Origin of the sequence: Anaerotalea alkaliphila (genome assembly GCF_010179735.1) — a bacterium.
Lineage (GTDB): Bacteria > Bacillota > Clostridia > Lachnospirales > Vallitaleaceae > Anaerotalea > Anaerotalea alkaliphila.
The window spans coordinates 1-17103 of the sequence record NZ_JAAEEH010000011.1; the positions used below are offsets into that span (position 1 = coordinate 1).

Genomic DNA, 17103 nt, shown 5'->3' on the forward strand with positions numbered 1-17103 from the left:
CCTCCTCTGGAGCCATATCCAGGAAATACTTGAAGGACATGTCGTATTTCGAACGCTCAACCACATCCACATCGGATAGTCCAAAGATGGCCTTTAAAATCAGGTATTTGAACAGTCTGATCGGGTCGATTGCATTGCGTCCATTGTTTAAACAGTATTTGTCCTTCAGCTCCTTATATACGAAACTGAAATCAACCAGTTCCTTGATCTTACGCAGCATGTTGTCTTTGGGAATGATGCGTTCATATAAGGATAGGAATTGACTTAAAACCATCGCCTGTTGTTGCTGGATCATAAGGGCCACCACCTTTTTTTGATACTATGATTATAACAAAAAAAAGCTTGAATTGCAGTCTAATCTGCATTCAAGCTTCTTTTCTAATTATGAGACTTTTTCAGTGGCCTCTGTTGTTGGTTGTTGCTTTGTGCTTGTTGACTGTTACCTGTTACTTGTTACTTGTATAACAACCTGTGGGAAAATAGTACCATATATTCTTTTTTCGGTCAAGCTTTTTGTTGCGATTTGTCTAGACATCCGCCCCCGTCTTCCTGCGATGTTCCAGCATCCTCTGGTAGGTCTTCTCCACATGTTCGGTCATGTGTTCCTTTGCCGCTTTCCCGTCATGGGCCTTGATCGCATCCAGGATCAGCTTGTGGTAATGCAGCCCGTCCTTGTGGCCGGTGACGTGGACGATCTGCTCCATGGCCATCCTCATGGCTTCGTTGACGATGTTGTAGGTCGAGGTCAGGATGATGTTCCGTGTGATTTCCGCCAGCTTCAGATGGAACATCAGGTCGAGTTCGGAGAACCGCTTCTCGTCGTCCTTGCAGCTCTCCATCTGCCCGACGATTTCTTCCAGGTCGGCGATGTCCTGGCCGGTGGCCTTGTCTGCTGCGATTTGGGCGGTCTTCCCCTCCACCACGGTCCGGAACTCCAGGATTTCCAGAATCGCGTCCTCTCCCAGATAGACGGCCGAAATGATGCCGTTCATGAACATGCCCATATTGGCTTCTTGGACATACGAACCCTCTCCGACCCTTGTTTCAAGGAAGCCCAATACGGCCAGCTTCTGGATGGCCTGGCGCGCCGTCATCCTGCTGACGCCGAAGGCTTCCGTCAGCTCGTTTTCCGACGGGAATTTGTCTCCCGGCCTGTAGATTCCGTTCAGGAGCATCTGCTTCAGCTGTTCGAATATTTCATTGCTGACATTGGTTTTTTGCACACGGCGTACGTCTATTCCCATAGTCCTCTGTCCTTCTTTTCTTTTTTACAAATCATATCACGGGCTCCCGCCGAATGCAAGAGGGGCCGCCGATTCCACCGCTTCTAGATGGATTCTCCCGTCAGCTTGCCGTAGTATTTCGCAAGGGCGCTGTGGTCGTCGTTTCCGTTCCCGTCGAAATGCAGGTTCGTCATCATCTCCAGCACCTCGGCGCTCAGCGGCAGGGGTGCCCCCACCTGGTGGGCCGTCTCCAGGGCGTTGTTCAGGTCCTTGATGTGCAGGTCGATCTTGAATCCCGGCTTGAAGTTCTTCTCCAGGATCATGGGAACCTTGGCGTCCATCACGGTCGAGCCCGCCAGTCCGCCTCGGATGGCCTGATAGACCAGCTCCGGGTCCACGCCCGCCATTTTTGCCAGCATGAATCCTTCGGACACCGCGGCGATGTTCAGTGCGACCACAACCTGGTTCACCAGCTTGGTGGTGTTCCCTGCCCCCAGCTTGCCGCAGTGGACAGCCGTCGCCGCCATTTTCAGCAGGATCTCCTCCTTCACCTGCTCGAATGCAGCTTTGTCCCCGCCGACCATGACAGCCAACGTCCCGTCGACGGCTTTGGGCTCGCCTCCCGAAACGGGGGCGTCGATCATCCTGACCCCTCTGGCCTCACAAGCCTTCCCCACTTCCTGGGACGCCAGCGGTGCGATGGAACTCATGTCGATGAGGATGGTCCCTTCCCCGGCGCCTTCCAGCACACCGTCCTTACCCAGGACGACCGTTTTGACATGGGGGGAGTTCGGGAGCATGGTGATGACGACTTCCGCCTGGGCAGCCGCATCCTTTGCCGATCCGGCGGCCCAGGCACCTGCGTCCACAAGCTCCTCCATATTTCCCCGCACCACATCGTATACCTTCAGTTCATGGCCTGCCTTCAAAAGGTTCTTGGCCATGGGTTTTCCCATGATTCCCAGTCCGATAAATCCGATTCTCATCCTTGTCTCCTTTCTACTCTAAGCGAATTTCCTGATTTCCCTGACAATCACGTCCGTCGTCAGTCCATAGTGCGCCAGAAGTCCCTCATAGTCGTGGCTGCTGCATCCGAACTCGTCCTCCACACCGATGCATGCGACGGGCACGGGCATGTCTGCCAGCGCCTGTGCGACGGCGCTCCCCAATCCTCCAATCACACTGTGCTCCTCGGCGGTCACGGCTCCCTTGCAGCCGGCTGCTGCTTTTCGGATCTTTTCCACATCCAGGGGCTTGACCGTGCTCACGTTCACGACCTTCACCGAGAGCATTTCCTTGAGTCCCTCCGCTGCCGCCAGCGCCTTGCCCACCATGATGCCGCAGGCGAAGACGACCACATCGGTCCCTTCCCGCAAAATGGTTGGAACTCCGATTGCAAAGGGTGCGTCCTCTGCGGTCACGTTCTCGTAGTTGTTCCTGTTCAGCCGGATGTAGCAGGGTCCCTTGAACTCCACCATGGCCTCCACGGCCTTGACGGTTTCATTGGCGTCTGCGGGGCACAGGACGGTCATGTTGGGGATTGCGCGCATGATCGCCATGTCCTCGATTGCCTGATGGGTGGAACCGTCCCCGAAGTCGCTGAGCCCCGCCGACGATCCGCATATTTTCACGTTCAGGTTGCCGATGGCGATGGTCTGTCGGATCTGGTCGTAGGCTCTGCCTGCGGAGAACACGGCGAAGGAATGGGTGAAGGGGATTTTCCCTGTCTGCGCAAGGCCTGCTGCCGTGGAGGTCATGTTGGCCTCAGCGATGCCCATCTCGAAATACCGTTCCGGGAACGACTCCTGGAACATGAAGCTCATGGTGGACTTGCCCAAGTCCGCTTCCAATGCCACGATGTCGGGGTTCTCCCGCCCCAGGCGTACCAATGTTTCCCCATAGGCGATTCTCTGGTTGTTGTAAGTCATTTCCTTCTTCCTTTCCTTTCGTCTGTTCAGGCCAGTTCCGCCATGGCGAGGTCATATTGCTCCTGTGTCAGCATGCCGTTGTGGAATCCCACCACGTTTTCCGCGAAGCTGAGGCCCTTCCCCTTGACCGTATCCATGATGATGACCGTGGGGCCTGTTTCGGCCTTGTCCGCCTTTTCCAGCGCTTCCAGCAGCTGGGGCATGTCGTTGCCGTCCTCGACTTCGATGACCTCCCATCCGAAGGCTTTCCATTTTGCGTTCAGGGGGTTCGTATTGAAGCGTTCCGTTATCCTTCCGGTGGCCTGGAGGCGGTTCCTGTCCACGATGCCCACCAGGTTGGACACCTTGAAGTTGGCCGCGGCCATGGCCGCTTCCCAGATCTGGCCTTCCGCCAGCTCCCCGTCCCCCATGAGGACGTAGGTCTTGGCATCCTGCCCGTCCAGACGCTGGGCCAAGGCCATCCCCAGGCCGATGGAAAGCCCTTGGCCCAGGGATCCTGTGCCCGCCTCGATTCCCGGCGTCTTCATCACGTCCGGGTGCCCCTGCAGGCAGGAGCCGATGGTTTTCGTTTTCTTCAGCTCCTTACGATCGACGATGCCCGCCTCCACCAGGGCCGCATACTGCAGGATCGCCACATGCCCCTTGCTGAGGATGAACCTGTCCCGGTCCGGTCTGCCCAGGTCCGTGGGGCTGTAGCGCATCTTGTGGAAATAGAGGGCCGCCACCATGTCGGCGCTGGAAAAGCTTCCGCCGATGTGGCCGGCGACACCGACCCCCACGCTCTCGATGATGTTCCTTCTGATCCTTTTTGCCACCGTTTCCAGATTCCGGACCAGTTCCACTCGTTCTGCCATTTCATTTCCTCCCATCGTTTCGGTCTCCCTTAGTACGCCGTGTCGTAGGGCCATGGTTTTCCACCCGCCAGACATCCGCCGTCCACATGGCACATCGTTCCCGACATGTAGCTGGAGGCATCCGAGGCCAGCAGGATGGTGATCCCCAGGAGCTCCTCCGGATCGCCCGGCCTTTCCATGGCGATCCTCTCCTTCAGGTAGGCGCTCCGCACCGGATGTTCCCAGGTCACTTGGGTGAGGGGAGTAAGGATATGGCCTGGAGCGATAGCGTTGGCGCGGATTCCGTATCGGGCCCATTCCACCGCCATGGACCTGGTCAGCGCCGTCACCGCGCTTTTTGTTGCCCCGTATACGCTTACGCCTCCCAGCATCCCCACCGAGTTGTGGGACGCCATGTTGATGATGTTTCCCCGCTTCCTTTTCATCATGTCCTTGGCCACTTCCTGTGACAGGAAGTAGAGCCCCTTCAGGTTGATGTCCATGATCCGGTCGTAGGTTTCCTCCTCCACATCCAGGAACCCCTCCCTCTTGTTGATGCCCGCACAGTTGATCAGGACGTCAATCCTGCCTAGCCTGTCCGTCGCCCGCCTGACGCATTCCCTGATCGAGTCCATGTTCCGCATGTCCAGCCCTATGGAACAGGCCATGCCGCCCTTGCCGTTTATTTCCTCTTCCAGCTGTCCCATGCCGGCTCCATCGATGTCACAAAGGACCATCGTGGCACCCGCTTCGGCCAGTCCCTTGGCCAGGACGCTGCCGATCCCTCCCGTGGCTCCGGTCAGCATGACGACCTTCCCCTCCAGGGAAAACAGCTTCTTCAAATTGCTTTCAATGGACACGCTTGCCCTCCTTCCATGCAATTGTCTGCCTATTTGTATTAGCTTGTTACTTGTTACTTGTTACTTGTATAACAGGTTGTGCCTTTACTTTATCACAGTACGCGAACGCTTGTCAAGGGGGATTTGGGCTGGTCCGAGGGGACGGTTCTTCCGGACCATTTTCTGGTCCGGAAGAACCGTCCCCTCCCCTTGCATCACCTCGATTCCTGTGGTACCATCATTGCAACAACCGCCAACCCATTGCATCCAGGATTTGCATCCAGAATTGCGAGGTATCCCATGCAGTACAGAGAGAAAGGGGTCCTTCCCCCCTCGACCATGTTCCACCACATCCCCACGGCTTTCGCCCGGAGCCATCTGTTCCATGCCACCAGCGCCGGGCATTTCCACTGCGGACAGGACTACCACATCGAGAAGCAGGGCTCCGAAAGCTTCCTGCTGCTGCGGGTGCTGCAAGGGGAGGGGTACGCCATCCAGAAGCAGAAGGAGTTTCCTCTGCGGAAGGACACCCTGGTCCTCCTGAACCGTTACGAGGAGCACCGGTACGGCACCCAAACGCAGATGGAATTCCAATGGGTCGTCTTTGACGGGAACGCCAGCCCGGCATACTACCACCTGCTGGTGGAACGGGGCGCGGCGGCGGTGGACCTGCCCCCGGATTCCACCCAGGGACGGCTTGTGGAGGCCATCCTGTCGGAGATGGCCCTGTCCGATTTCGTCAACGAGCATGCCGTCTCCTCCATGCTCCATAACCTGCTGGGCATCCTGGCGACCACCCCCACCTCACCGGAAGGCTTCCACCTGCAGGTTGCCAAGGACATCATCCAGACCACGGTGGACCACATCCACGCCAACTACAGCAAACCCATGACCCTGAAGGACCTGGCGGACCATGTCTCCCTCAGCCCCTATCATTTTTCACGGCTGTTCAAGCAGGGGACCGGCTATTCCCCCTACGAATATCTGATCAACCACCGCATGAAAAAGGCCCAGGAGCTTCTGAAGAAGACAGGGATGCCCATCAAGGAAATCTCCTTCCACCTGGGCTTCAGCAGCGAGTCCTACTTCATCTCTTCCTTCAAGCAGCATGTGGGGTACACCCCCGCGAAATACCGGCGCCTGCTTTTCTGACCCTCCTTCCCTATGGAATCCAGCAGAAAAGGGATGCGGCAATCCAACCACCGGTTGGTTTGCCGCATCCCTTTTCTTGTCCTTGGACTGCAGGGACGGTTCTTCCGCGTTCCAGATTAGGCCTTTGCCAGTCTCCTTGCCTTTTCCTCCACCTTGGTGCGCACCACATCGGCGAACACGGCGATGATGATGACCAGACCGATGACGATGTACTGCAAGTCCGACGCAGCGCTCATCAGGTTCAATCCGTTCCGGATCAGGGCGATGAGCAGGACGCCGATCATGGTTCCCGAGACCGTCCCCTTCCCTCCGGAGAAGGAGGCGCCCCCGATGATGACCGCCGCGATGGCGTCCATGTCCGTGGTGGGTCCCGCCAACGGGATGGCCGCGCCCACACGGCCGATGTAGATGATCCCCGCCAGGGAACACATGAAGCCGGAGAAGCCGTAGACGAAGAGCAGCACCCTTTTCACGTTGATCCCCGCCACGATGGCCGCTTCCTTGTTGCCGCCGATGGAGTAGATCTGCCTGCCCAGCACCGTGTTGTTCAGCATGATGTGGACCAGCACGTAGGCCACCAGCACCAGCAGGAAGCTGACCGGGAACCCGCCCACATTGCCTGCACCGGGCGCCTCGATGATCTTGGGGAAGCCGATGATCGGGGCCGCTCCCGTGATCAGCAGGGCCAGACCCTGTCCGATGTTCCTGGTCCCGATGGTGGAGATGAAGGGATGGGGCAGGTTCAGCTTGGTCAGCAGGAGTCCGTTGACGACCCCAAAGGCGATCCCCACGGCCACGCAGACCAGGACCAGGATCAGGGGATTGGTGACGCCCGCCTTGAGCGCGACCCCCATGGTGACGATGGACAGGGCCAGGATGGATCCCACCGAAAGGTCGATGCCCGCCGTGATGATTACGATCAGCATCCCCAAGGCCACCAGGGCGATGGTCGACGCCTGGCGCAGGATGTTCATCATGTTGTCGATTTTCAGGAAATTGCTTGACGCGAACGTCAGATAGACCGAAAGGATCACCAGGGACAGGAGCGGCGCCAGCTTGAACGCCACTTCCTTCCAGGATTTGCCCAAATTGATATTAGCCATTAGATTTTTCCTCCCCATGCCGCTTTCATAATCGTTTCCTCATTGAAGTTGCTGGAATCCCTATCCAGTTCTCCCATGACCTTGCCTTCCCGCATGACGATGACACGGTCGCTCATTCCCAGAATCTCCGGGAGCTCGGACGAGATCATCACCACCGCCTTGCCCTGCTTGGTGAGGGCGTTCATCACGTTGTAGACCTCCACCTTCGCACCGATGTCGATGCCCCGGGTGGGTTCGTCGAAGATGAAGATGTCCGGATCCGAATTCAGCCATTTCCCGATGACCACCTTCTGCTGGTTTCCGCCGCTCAGCTGCCCCACCGGATCGTTCAGGGATGCGATCTTGATGCGGAGGGCGTCCACGTTCTCCTTGGACCGCTGGCGGACCTTCTTCTTCTGGATGAACCCGCCCTTGGAAAAATTCCGTTCCAGGGACACCAGGGACAGGTTGTTGGCGATGCTGTCGTTCAGGACCAGGCCCTGCCCTTTCCGGTCCTCGGTCACGAAGGCCAGTCCGTTTGCGATGGCGTCCATGGGGTTTTTGATGGAAACCTCTTTCCCCTTGACCCAGACCTTGCCCCCGTCGATGTCATCGATACCGAACACGCCCCGGATGGTTTCCGAACGCCCGGCCCCCACAAGGCCTGCCATTCCCAGCACTTCCCCTCCCCTTACGGAAAAGGAGATGTCCCTGTACACGCCGTACCGGGTCAGACCTTCCACCCGAAGGAACTCTTCCCCTACGGGATGGACTTCCTTGGGGATCAGTTCCTTCAATTCCCGGCCGACCATGTTGGCGATCAGGCTCTCGTTGGTCATGTTCTTCACGTCTTCCGAGATGATGTGCTGCCCGTCCCTAAGGATCGTCACCATGTCGCAGACCTCGAACACCTCCTCCAATTTGTGGGAAATGAAGATGATGCCCACCTTCTTGTCCGCCAGATAACGGACCACCTTCATCAGTTCGTCGATTTCCCGCCGGCTCAAACTGGCGGAAGGCTCGTCCATGATGATCAGCCGGGCGTTCCTGGACAGGGATTTGGCGATTTCCACCATCTGCTGCTGGCCGATCCCAAGATCCCGCATGGGCGTCTTCGGATCGATCTCCTGCCCCAGCTGGCTCAAGTATTCCTTCGCTTTTGTATGCATCGTATTGTAATCCAAGAATCCCGCGCCTGTTCTCAGGTATTGGCCCAAGAAGATGTTGTCTGTGACGGAAAGCTCTGGAATCGTGTTCAACTCTTGATAAATGCAGCTGATCCCCAAATTGATCGCCTGCTTGGGATTTTCAAACCGGACCTCTTTCCCGTCGACCAGGATCTGCCCTTCTTCCGGCTGGTGGATGCCTGTGAGGCATTTGATCAGCGTGGACTTTCCAGCCCCGTTTTCTCCTAGCAGCCCATGCACCTGTCCTGGAAGGACTTCCATGGAGACCCCGTCCAATGCAAGGACGCCGGGGAACTGCTTCCGTATTTTCCTGATTTCAATCAATTTTTCCATCTTTACCACCTTGCTTTTATAAAGGCTGCCGGACAGGGGTCCTTCTGAATCCGTCTGTGTCGGCAGCCTCTGCTGATGTTGGTTATGGGCTATTCCTCGATGTTTTCCTTTGTAAGCAATTTCGCTCCCGTGTCGATGATCTCATCCACCGGATTTCCGTTGATTGCTTCGATTGCGTTCTGCACACCCAGATATCCCATCTGGTAGGGGTTCTGCGCTACGGAGCCTTCCATGACGCCTTCCTTGATCTTCTCCACCGCTCCGGGGGATCCGTCGAATCCGACCAGCATGATGGATTTTCCGACCTTCTGGATGGACTGCAATGCGCCCAGGGCCATCTGGTCTGCTGTGACGAACACGGCGTCGATGGTCTCGTGGGTCTGCATCATGTTCTCCATGACGTTGGCCGCTTTTTCACTGTCGCTGTCCGCAGGCTGCACGTCGATGACTTCCAGTCCCATGGCCTCCAGCTTGTCTTTGGCGCCCGCCGTCCGGTCGTCATGGGTCTTGTCTCCCAAGGCTCCGCGGATGATCACCACTTTGGCGCCTTCGCTCAATTTCTCACCGATATAGGTTCCTGCAAGCTCGGCCGCCGCGTAGTTGCCTGTTCCAAGGAAAGCTGTCTTCCCTTCCACATCTGCATCTGTATCGATCAGCAGCAGGGGGATTCCCGCATCCACCGCCCGCTTCAGGATGCCCGCCTGGGCCGCCGGCTGCACCGGTGCCACGCAAAGCGCGTCCACTTTGTTGGTGATGTTGTTCTCGATCATTCCTGTATGCTCTTCAATCATCGTTTCCTTGGCCGGACCCGTGAACGCCAGCTTCACGCCGAAATCTTCGGCCGCCTGCTTGGCTCCCTGCTCCACGGCGATCCAGTGCTCATCGCTTCCTTTGACCACAAAACCGATGGTAAGCTCTTTTGCGGTTTCTCCGCCGCCGGCTTCTCCACCGTCCACAGGAGGTTGTACCGCTTCCTCTTTGGCGCAACCGGCCACAAGCATCATTCCTGCCAACAACATTGCTGCAATTCTCTTCATTCTTCTTCTCCTTTCAAAATCCCACCTTTTTGCTACGACCCCATTATCTCCTGAAAAAGGGCATCAAAAAAGAGGTCACATCTTTCGAATGGACCTCTTATCTTTGTCTTTTCCTTTTTTTCTCGTGTCCCTATTCCTTGCGTGTCTCCCTGTACGCCTCCAGGTTGTCCAGGGAAACGATGCCGGCGGGTGTCTCGATGTGCTTCTGGAGGGCCTCCCCCCGCAGGTGCCGCATGCTGGATTCCACCGCCAGATATCCCATGGCGTAGGGGTCCTGGGTGATCGTGCTGTCCATGTGCCCCTCCCCGACGGCCAGGAGCATCGCCTTCTGGTCGTCGAAGCCGATGACACGGATCTGGCCGGTCATGCCCTCCTCCTTCAGTGCCTCCAGCACCCCGATGGCCATCAGGGCGTTGGTGACGAAGATGCCGTCCACGGACTCCCCTTCCCGCAGGAATTCCTTCGTGGCCCTGTAGGCCGTATCCGATTCGCTTTTGCCGCCCAGCACCAGGGCCATCTCCAGTCCGCTCCCTTCCATGGCCTTGCGGAATCCCCGCAGCCGCTCCCCATGGGTCTGCTGGGTCAGGAGCCCCGTCATGACGGCCACCTTGCCGTCCTCCGGGAGCACTTCCCGCATCCGCTCCCCCGCCAGGATCCCCGCCTTGTAGTTGTCGGTCCCGATGAAGGCCTGGATGTTTCGTTCGTCATAGGCGTTGGTGTCGATGGTGAAAACAGGGATCCCCTGGAGCTTGGCCCTGGTGACCAGGGGCAGGATCCCTTCCGAATCGCAGGGGGCGATGCAGAGGGCGTCGATGTCCTCCTTCAGCAGGTCCTGGACCATCGCAAACTGCATGGCCACATTGCTCTCCTTGTCGGGGGCCATCACCACCAAGTCCGCTCCGTACTCCCTGGCGGCCCTTTCGGCCCCCTTCTTGATCCTCTCCCAATGCTCGCTGTCCAGGGCTTTCAGCACCACAGCCACCGTGGGCTTCCCCTTCCCTTCCTGCAGGGATTCGATGCCCTTGCCGGAGAGGGATCCCTGCAGGAGGGCGAACAGCAGCAGGCACAGGAGCAGCCCCCCGCCTGCCACGAGCACGATGATCCGGTTCTTCCTTGCGTGTTTCCAGTCCATGGGTTGCCTCCGTTCAGATCTTGTCGTAATTGGCGATGGGACGTTCCCCCAGATGGACCCGGGCCGCCAGTCCCTGCCCTTCCCTGTATTCGTAGCTGAGGCCGTAGGCCTCCCCGTAGATCAGCTTGATCCGCTGGTTCACGTTGTTGATGCCGATCTCCCGGAAGTCCTGGAGGAAGTCAGAGTCCAGGATCTCCCGGATGCGCTCCATGTCCGGCTTCCTGCCGCTGTCGACAACCTCCAGGAGGAAGCCGTCCTCCACCCTTCGGGCGCCGATGCGGATGCTGCCTCCCCCTTTTTTCAGGTCCAGACCGTACTTCAGGGAATTCTCCACCAGGGGCTGCAGGATCAGTTTGGGGACCAGGATGGCGCCGTATTCCTCTTCGATGTCGAAGGCTACCTGGAAGGCGTCCCCGTACCGCTTCTTCTGCAGGACCACATAGTTCTCGATCTGCTTCCTCTCCGTCTCCAAGGGGATCAGGTCCACCCGGTTGTCCGTGCTCACGTGCAGCAGCTCGATGAAGGCCGTGAGCATCTGGGTGGTGACGGTGTCCTTGTTGAGCATGGCCATGCACTTGATCGAGTACAGGGTGTTGTACATGAAGTGGGGGGAGATCTGGGTCTGCAGGGTCTTGTAGTGGACCCGGTCCATGCGGACCTTCTGCCGGATGGTCTGGTCCATCAGGCTGGTGACCCCCTCCGCCATGTTGTTGAACCCCCGGTACAGCACCCGGAACTCGTCGTTCCTCTCCTCCCGGATCCGAAGGGCGAAGTCCCCCTCCTCGAACCCCTTCATGGCACCCTTCAGCGTCCGGATGGGCTTGTAGAAGCTGTCGGACATGCGGTAAAGGATGAGGACGCCGGTCAGGATGCCAGAGGCGCTCAGCAGGATGGCCAGGTTCCGGAGGGTCCCCATCCCGGAGGTCACGTTCCTGAAGGGGATGGTGTAGACCAGCATGTATTCGGCCAGCGGATGGGTGACGAAGACGACCAGCTTCTCCACCCCGTCCTCCATCCCAAGGGTGTAGCCTTGGGAGTATTCCCGGATCCGGGGGTAGTATTCCCTGTCCAGGATGCGCTTGTCCCCGTATCCCTCCTGGCTGGAGGAGACCAGGTCGTCCGCGGTCCCCACCAGATGCACATGGGATCCGTTGCTGTCGGTGATGCTGTAGAAGAAGCTGGAGAACACGCTGGCCTCCTTCATGTTGACGGAGAGGATGCCCCGGATGTCCCCCTTTTCCCCATAGACCGGTCTGGACAGGCTCACATACCGGTTCTTGACCAGGCCGACCTCGTCCTCATGGCCGGAAATGTTGTACAGGTTCCCGACGCTCCCCAGGGTCCGGGTGACGGCGGTGATCCATGGGTAGAGGCCCAGGTTGTTGACCTCCCTCTTGGGGTTCAGTTCGTCGGAGGTCAGGATCAGGCTGTCCGCCACCGAATAGTAGTAGATGGAGTCCACCACGGGATTCATCTCCGCTTCCCTGTTCAGGAGGCTGCCGAGGGCCTCCTGCCTCTCCGGCGTCAGCCCCTCCTCCCCGCCCAGGAGCATGCGGAATTCTTCCTCCGTCAGCGTTTTCGTGGCCAGGTAATAGGCGTCCCCCAGATACCGGTCCAGGACCCTGGAGTATTTGCTCAGGTGGTCCGTGGTCGTGTCGGCGATCTTCCCTGCCAGGAAGATGTTGGTGAAGCTGTAGAAGAGCAGCAGGGTCGCGATGGAGACGAATACGATGATTCCGGACACCGCCAGTACCAGCCTGGTGCGGATGTTGTATATGTTCATCTTCAATTTCATGCCCACCACCCCCTACTTCAAAGCCCTTCCCTTGTACTCCTGGGGGCTCATGCCCACCAGCTTCTTGAAGGATTTCGAAAAATATTTCCTGTTGGGGATGCCCACGGCTTCCCCCACGTCCTTGATCTTCATGTCCGAATGGTCCAGATGCTCGCAGGCTTTCTTGATCCGCACCTCCTTCACATGGTCCACGAAGTTCTGGCCTGTGAACTCCTTGAAAAGATGGCTGAGGTACGCTCCGTTCACATGCAGGTGTTCCGCCACCGTGGAGAGGGAGAGGTCCTCCATGAAGTGGGCCTGGATGTACCGGAGGGCCTCCCTGATGTGCCTGTTCTCCACGTCCTTGTAACTGTCGCTTGCCAGGAGGGATTCCAGGAAGGCGACCATCCCCTTGAAGCACTGGAACAGTTCCTTTTCATTGTCCGCTTTCCTGCAGCCCTCCACGAAGTCATCCTTTTTGTCCTGGTCAAGACGCAGCTTGAAGCGGTAGGCAACGTAATTGAGAAGGCTCCGGTTCATTTCCGCATACCAGTCCATGAATGCGTCGGGATCCGGCCTGGCATCCGCCATGCGTCTGTGGGTCTCCTGCATCTCCTCCAGCATGTCCTCGAATCCGTTTTCTTCCAGCTGGCTTTTGACCCTGTCCAGCAGGGCCGGGGCCTGGGGGAGGGCGGTTTCCCCGATGGGCGCCAGCTGTCCGTCCGCCAGGAGGACGGCGTCCTCATAGAAGAAGTGCTTTCCGGTCTGCCGCACCCGCCTGTAGATTTCCCCCAGCCCCCGGTAGGTTGCGCAGTCCGTGGAAACCACCGCGTTCATCCGGATGTTGAAAAAGGTGTGCATGGCGTATTCGATCCGTTTCGTCAGGGCTTCCATGTCCGTTTTGACCCTGGCCCGGCTTGTGGCCGCCATGCGGACCAGCAGGGCGAATTCCCCCTGCTCCAGCTGCACCAGTTCGGCCGGGAAGCTGTCCTTCCCTACTTCCTCCACGATGTTCCCCAGGACCATCCGGAGGATGTCCTCCCCATCCGGCTCGAAGCTTTTCACCGCCTCCTGGAAGTTCCTGATCCGGATGTGGGCCACTGCAAATTTCGCTTGGGCCAGGTCGGGTGCATAGGCTTTGATCTTCTCCTCGATCTCCGTAAAAAAAACCGGTCCCCGGAGGATTTTCGCCAGCAGCTCGTTCCTAAGGAGGCGCATCCCTTCCCGGCTCCTCCTCTGCACCGCGATTTCGTCCACCTTCAGTTTCGCGTCCGCAAGGATCTGCTCCCGCAGCTTCAGCACGGTCTCTTCCAGACCCTCCGGAGAAAGGATGTGCTTCAACAGGTATTCGTCCGCCCGCAGACGCATGGCTTCCTTCACGTAATGGAAGTCGTCATGGCAGCTTAGGACCAGGATGCGGGTGTCCAAGCCCTTTTGGCGGATGTGCCGGATGACCTCCAGACCGTCCATCTGGGGCATGGACATGTCCAGGATCAGCAGGTCGGGGGGGGTCTTGTCGATCTCCTCGATGGCCTCCAGGCCGTCTCCCGCCTCTCCCGCAATCGCAAAGCCCAGCTTGTCCCAGTCCACCAGCGCGCGCAAGGTCTGGCGCACCAGCATGTCATCGTCCACAATCAACACAGTCAGCATCTTCCTCACCCATTCCCTTCCGTACAGTCCTTGTTGAATCCATTGTACCCCATTTCCGGGCTTATGCCATCCTGTTTCCTGTTTTCTTTTTTCCTTTTTTCCGTTGTCCGCCCTTTTTTCCATTGTTCGCTCCGAAAAAAAGCGGGCAGCCGGGTTGGTGTCCGGCTGCCCTAAGGAGGAGTATGATCAAGCAACGCTCAGGCCCACAGGGCCGGTAGGATTGCGAGATTATCTGGGTGTGATGGCCATGATGGCCTTGACGGCGGTTTTCGTGTCCGTCAGGGGGAACAGCTCGCTGCCCACGTTGCCCGCATATCCAAGCACCTCCAGGTGCCGGGCGATATGGGCGTAGTTCATCTCCCCGGTGCCGGGCTCATGCCTGCCGGGGGCGTCGGCGATGTGGATGTGGCCGATGCAGTCGATGTACTTGGACAGGTTGTCGCAGATGCTGCCCTCGTTCAGCTGCATGTGGTAGGCGTCGAAGAGAAGCTTCAGCTTGGGGGATCCGATGATCCGGACCATTTCCGCCCCCATCCGGGTGGTCTGGAGGAAGTTCCCCACATGGTCCGTGGTGATGTTCAGCGCCTCCAGGTTCAGGAGGATGTCCTCCTCCTCCGCGATTTTGGCGCATTCCTTGAGGGTGTCGAACATGGAGCAGAGCTTCACCGTAGAGGAGAGCTCCTCATAGTGGTTTACAACGACTCCCCCTTCGCCCAGGGCGTTGGAGTGGATGGTGACGCTCTTCGCCCCCAGGGTCTTGGCCGCCGCGATGGACTGCCGCAGGAAATCCAAGTAGGCCTGCTTGTGGGTGGGGTCCACCAGGGAATAGTCCGCATCCCCGTTGAATCCGCTGATTTCGATGCCCGCCTTGTCCGCGGCCTCCCTGGTCTCCTCCAGGTCCCGGATCCTCCAGTCCCAGAATTCAACCGCCGCGAAGCCGTCGTCCTTGGCCGCCTGGAACCGCTCCTTCCAGGGCAGTTCCGTATACAATGTGTCGATGCATGCGCAATGTCTCATCATTCCACCTCGCTGATCTTGACAGGTCTTCCTTCCTTCAGGGAAAGTGTGGCCGCAGCGGCCATCAGGACCGGGTAGAGTCCGTCCATGCCGGTCACCGGCACTTCCTTGCCGTTCACCACCGCGTCCGCGAAGGCTTTCATTTCCTCCACGAAGGCGCCGGTGTAGCGGTCCCACATGACCTTGTAGCAGGTTCCGCTGATGGTGCCTTCGGCTTTCATCAGGACCGCCGTGTTGGGGGTGTCGTTGGCGTTCACCGCGCAGCCCTCGGATCCGAAGACCTCCACCCGCTGGTCGTAGCCGTAGACAGCCTTCCGGCTGTTGTCGATGACGGCGATGGCGCCGCTCTCGAAACGGATGGTGACCACTGCCGTGTCCACGTCCCCGGCTTCCCCGATGGCCGGGTCCACCAGGACCGAACCTTGGGTATGTACTTCCACCGCTTCGCTGCCTGCCAGGAAGCGGGCCATGTCGAAGTCGTGGATCATCATGTCGTAGAAGATTCCGCCGGAGACCTTCACGTAGCTGATCGGCGGGGGTTCGGGGTCCCGGGAGCTGATCTTGATGATGTGGGGGGTTCCCACGTCCCCGTTTTGGACCATGTCGTAGACCGCCCGGTGGTTGTGGTCGAACCGGCGGCAGAAGCCGATCTGCAGCTTCACGCCCGCATCCTCGGCGCTTTGGATGGCCTTGCGGACCATGGCGATGTCGTAGTCGATGGGCTTCTCGCAGAAGATGTGCTTGCCCGCCTGGGCGGATTCGATGATGTATTTGGAATGGGTGTCCGTCGAGGAGCAGATCAGGACCGCCTCAATCTCCGGATCCTCCAGGATTGTGCTTGCCTCCTTTGACACAACGGGGATGCCGAACCTCTTGGCGAAGCTTTCCGTTTCCTCGTTGGCAAAGGGGTCCGCGATGGCCTTGATCTCCATTTCAGGGACGAACATGGAGATGTTTTGCGCGTGGACCTTGCCGATCCTGCCTGCGCCGATGATACCTACTTTCATAACTGGTCTCCTTTCCATACTGTACGCTTTGATAACCATAGTATAGCATGGAATCCGCTGAAAGACAGGCACCAGTTCTTTGCAATAGGGGTAAAAACTTTGGGGCCGGGACTGGTCCAGGGGGACGGTTCTTCCGGACCAAAAGCCGCTTTCTCCCTCCCTACACCTCGCGCCCCAATTCCTCCAGCATGGCGTCCACGCCGGCCTCCAACCCTTTGCGCTGGTGTTCGCCCAGTGCGCTTCTGCCGCCTGCGAAGCGGATTGCTGCCTTTGGGAGGACCAGCCGGAACATGGCCATGGCAAGCAGGATTTCTTCCGGCGTCAACCTGGGGCTTTCCCCCAGGGGCCTTCCCGCCACGGGATTCAGGACATTTACGGGCACCGATGCCACGCCCACCTCCCTGATCTCGAAGGCCATCCTGATCCTGTCCACGGCCGATTCCCCCATGCCGATGATGCCTCCACAGCATACGTCCATGCCGGCGTCCAGGACGTTCCTGATGGTGTCCAGCCTGTCCTGATAGGTATGTGTGTCGCAGATCCTCCTGAAATGTTCCCGGCTGGTTTCCACGTTGTGGTGGTACCTGCCGACTCCGGCCTCCTTCAAGCGGACGGCCTTCTCCTTCGAAATGATGTCGTGGGAGGCGCACAGCTTCTTCGATATCCACAAGGTCGTACTCCTCGACCCCCGTGTTGTAATGTGCCGACTGGGCGCAGTACTTGCAGTTTTCGGAGCACTTTCCCGATTTTGCGTTCATGATGGTGCACAGTTCAATCCGATTTCCCCGGTATTTCCTGCGCACTTCATCTGCCAGCCTCAGGATCGTTTCCAACCCTTCCGTTTCCATCAGCTCCAGGGCTTCGTTGAAATCGATGTCGCCGCCCTCCAGCAGTCTTGTCCTTATCCGG

16 protein-coding genes are annotated in these 17103 nt (G+C 58.3%); 1 reads left to right on the top strand and 15 read right to left on the bottom strand.

Features of this window, described 5'->3' with window-relative positions:
- The 6 genes from GXN74_RS05295 to GXN74_RS05320 all read right to left on the bottom strand — a co-directional run.
- A partial coding sequence (locus GXN74_RS05295) for a transposase (protein ID WP_162369891.1) occupies positions 1-295 on the bottom strand: 295 nt, incomplete at its 3' end.
- Between the two features lie 232 nt (positions 296-527).
- A complete protein-coding gene (locus tag GXN74_RS05300; RefSeq protein ID WP_212505713.1) occupies positions 528-1244 on the bottom strand; it encodes a FadR/GntR family transcriptional regulator in 717 nt (238 codons plus the stop codon).
- 83 nt (positions 1245-1327) lie between these two features.
- Positions 1328-2209 carry a 2-hydroxy-3-oxopropionate reductase gene (gene garR, locus GXN74_RS05305; protein WP_162369892.1) on the bottom strand — a complete coding sequence of 294 codons (882 nt, stop codon included), beginning with the start codon at positions 2207-2209 and terminating at the stop codon, positions 1328-1330.
- A gap of 18 nt (positions 2210-2227) precedes the next feature.
- The gene (locus tag GXN74_RS05310) at positions 2228-3151 is read right to left on the bottom strand and encodes a transketolase family protein (RefSeq protein WP_162369893.1); all 924 of its coding nucleotides are present in this window, start codon (positions 3149-3151) and stop codon (positions 2228-2230) included.
- Between the two features lie 26 nt (positions 3152-3177).
- Complete coding sequence (locus GXN74_RS05315) at positions 3178-4005, bottom strand: transketolase (protein WP_162369894.1); 828 nt, start codon at positions 4003-4005, stop codon at positions 3178-3180.
- 29 nt (positions 4006-4034) lie between these two features.
- Positions 4035-4844, bottom strand: a complete 810-nt coding sequence (locus tag GXN74_RS05320; protein WP_162369895.1) for a glucose 1-dehydrogenase — start codon at positions 4842-4844, stop codon at positions 4035-4037.
- A gap of 279 nt (positions 4845-5123) precedes the next feature.
- Between GXN74_RS05320 and GXN74_RS05325 the strand changes: the two genes are divergently transcribed.
- Positions 5124-5975 carry an AraC family transcriptional regulator gene (locus GXN74_RS05325; RefSeq protein WP_162369896.1) on the top strand — a complete coding sequence of 284 codons (852 nt, stop codon included), beginning with the start codon at positions 5124-5126 and terminating at the stop codon, positions 5973-5975.
- A 116-nt stretch (positions 5976-6091) separates the two neighbouring features.
- Here the strand turns inward: GXN74_RS05325 and GXN74_RS05330 are convergent, their stop codons facing one another.
- The 9 genes from GXN74_RS05330 to GXN74_RS05370 form a co-directional block, all read right to left on the bottom strand.
- A complete protein-coding gene (locus tag GXN74_RS05330; protein ID WP_212505714.1) occupies positions 6092-7078 on the bottom strand; it encodes an ABC transporter permease in 987 nt (328 codons plus the stop codon).
- Complete coding sequence (locus GXN74_RS05335) at positions 7078-8577, bottom strand: sugar ABC transporter ATP-binding protein (RefSeq protein WP_162369898.1); 1500 nt, start codon at positions 8575-8577, stop codon at positions 7078-7080. Before GXN74_RS05335 ends, GXN74_RS05330 begins: the two co-directional genes overlap by 1 nt.
- 89 nt (positions 8578-8666) lie before the next feature.
- The gene (locus tag GXN74_RS05340) at positions 8667-9614 is read right to left on the bottom strand and encodes a sugar ABC transporter substrate-binding protein (RefSeq protein WP_212505715.1); all 948 of its coding nucleotides are present in this window, start codon (positions 9612-9614) and stop codon (positions 8667-8669) included.
- A gap of 130 nt (positions 9615-9744) precedes the next feature.
- Complete coding sequence (locus GXN74_RS05345; protein ID WP_162369899.1) at positions 9745-10746, bottom strand: sugar ABC transporter substrate-binding protein; 1002 nt, start codon at positions 10744-10746, stop codon at positions 9745-9747.
- A gap of 13 nt (positions 10747-10759) precedes the next feature.
- On the bottom strand, positions 10760-12541 hold the full coding sequence (locus GXN74_RS05350) for a cache domain-containing sensor histidine kinase (protein ID WP_162369900.1): 1782 nt from the start codon (positions 12539-12541) through the stop codon (positions 10760-10762).
- 12 nt (positions 12542-12553) lie between these two features.
- A complete protein-coding gene (locus GXN74_RS05355; RefSeq protein WP_246208608.1) occupies positions 12554-14170 on the bottom strand; it encodes a response regulator transcription factor in 1617 nt (538 codons plus the stop codon).
- A 228-nt stretch (positions 14171-14398) separates the two neighbouring features.
- Positions 14399-15190, bottom strand: coding sequence for a hydroxypyruvate isomerase family protein (locus GXN74_RS05360; protein WP_212505716.1), 792 nt, complete (start codon positions 15188-15190; stop codon positions 14399-14401).
- Positions 15187-16194 carry an inositol 2-dehydrogenase gene (gene iolG / locus GXN74_RS05365; protein ID WP_162369902.1) on the bottom strand — a complete coding sequence of 336 codons (1008 nt, stop codon included), beginning with the start codon at positions 16192-16194 and terminating at the stop codon, positions 15187-15189. Before iolG ends, GXN74_RS05360 begins: the two co-directional genes overlap by 4 nt.
- Positions 16195-16354: 160 nt before the next feature.
- Positions 16355-16864, bottom strand: coding sequence for a radical SAM protein (locus GXN74_RS05370; RefSeq protein WP_162369903.1), 510 nt, complete (start codon positions 16862-16864; stop codon positions 16355-16357).
- Between the last annotated feature and the right edge of the window lie 239 nt (positions 16865-17103).

Bases quoted from the DNA above. Each gene is read 5' to 3' on its own strand.
- GXN74_RS05300 (WP_212505713.1), bottom strand. From the start codon at position 1,244: ATGGGAATAGACGTACGCCGTGTGCAAAAAACCAATGTCAGCAATGAA.
- garR (WP_162369892.1), bottom strand. From the start codon at position 2,209: ATGAGAATCGGATTTATCGGACTGGGAATCATGGGAAAACCCATGGCC.
- GXN74_RS05310 (WP_162369893.1), bottom strand. From the start codon at position 3,151: ATGACTTACAACAACCAGAGAATCGCCTATGGGGAAACATTGGTACGC.
- GXN74_RS05315 (WP_162369894.1), bottom strand. From the start codon at position 4,005: ATGGCAGAACGAGTGGAACTGGTCCGGAATCTGGAAACGGTGGCAAAA.
- GXN74_RS05325 (WP_162369896.1), top strand. From the start codon at position 5,124: ATGCAGTACAGAGAGAAAGGGGTCCTTCCCCCCTCGACCATGTTCCAC.
- GXN74_RS05330 (WP_212505714.1), bottom strand. From the start codon at position 7,078: ATGGCTAATATCAATTTGGGCAAATCCTGGAAGGAAGTGGCGTTCAAG.
- GXN74_RS05335 (WP_162369898.1), bottom strand. From the start codon at position 8,577: ATGGAAAAATTGATTGAAATCAGGAAAATACGGAAGCAGTTCCCCGGC.
- GXN74_RS05340 (WP_212505715.1), bottom strand. From the start codon at position 9,614: ATGAAGAGAATTGCAGCAATGTTGTTGGCAGGAATGATGCTTGTGGCC.
- GXN74_RS05345 (WP_162369899.1), bottom strand. From the start codon at position 10,746: ATGGACTGGAAACACGCAAGGAAGAACCGGATCATCGTGCTCGTGGCA.
- GXN74_RS05350 (WP_162369900.1), bottom strand. From the start codon at position 12,541: ATGAAATTGAAGATGAACATATACAACATCCGCACCAGGCTGGTACTG.
- GXN74_RS05355 (WP_246208608.1), bottom strand. From the start codon at position 14,170: ATGCTGACTGTGTTGATTGTGGACGATGACATGCTGGTGCGCCAGACC.
- GXN74_RS05360 (WP_212505716.1), bottom strand. From the start codon at position 15,190: ATGATGAGACATTGCGCATGCATCGACACATTGTATACGGAACTGCCC.
- iolG (WP_162369902.1), bottom strand. From the start codon at position 16,194: ATGAAAGTAGGTATCATCGGCGCAGGCAGGATCGGCAAGGTCCACGCG.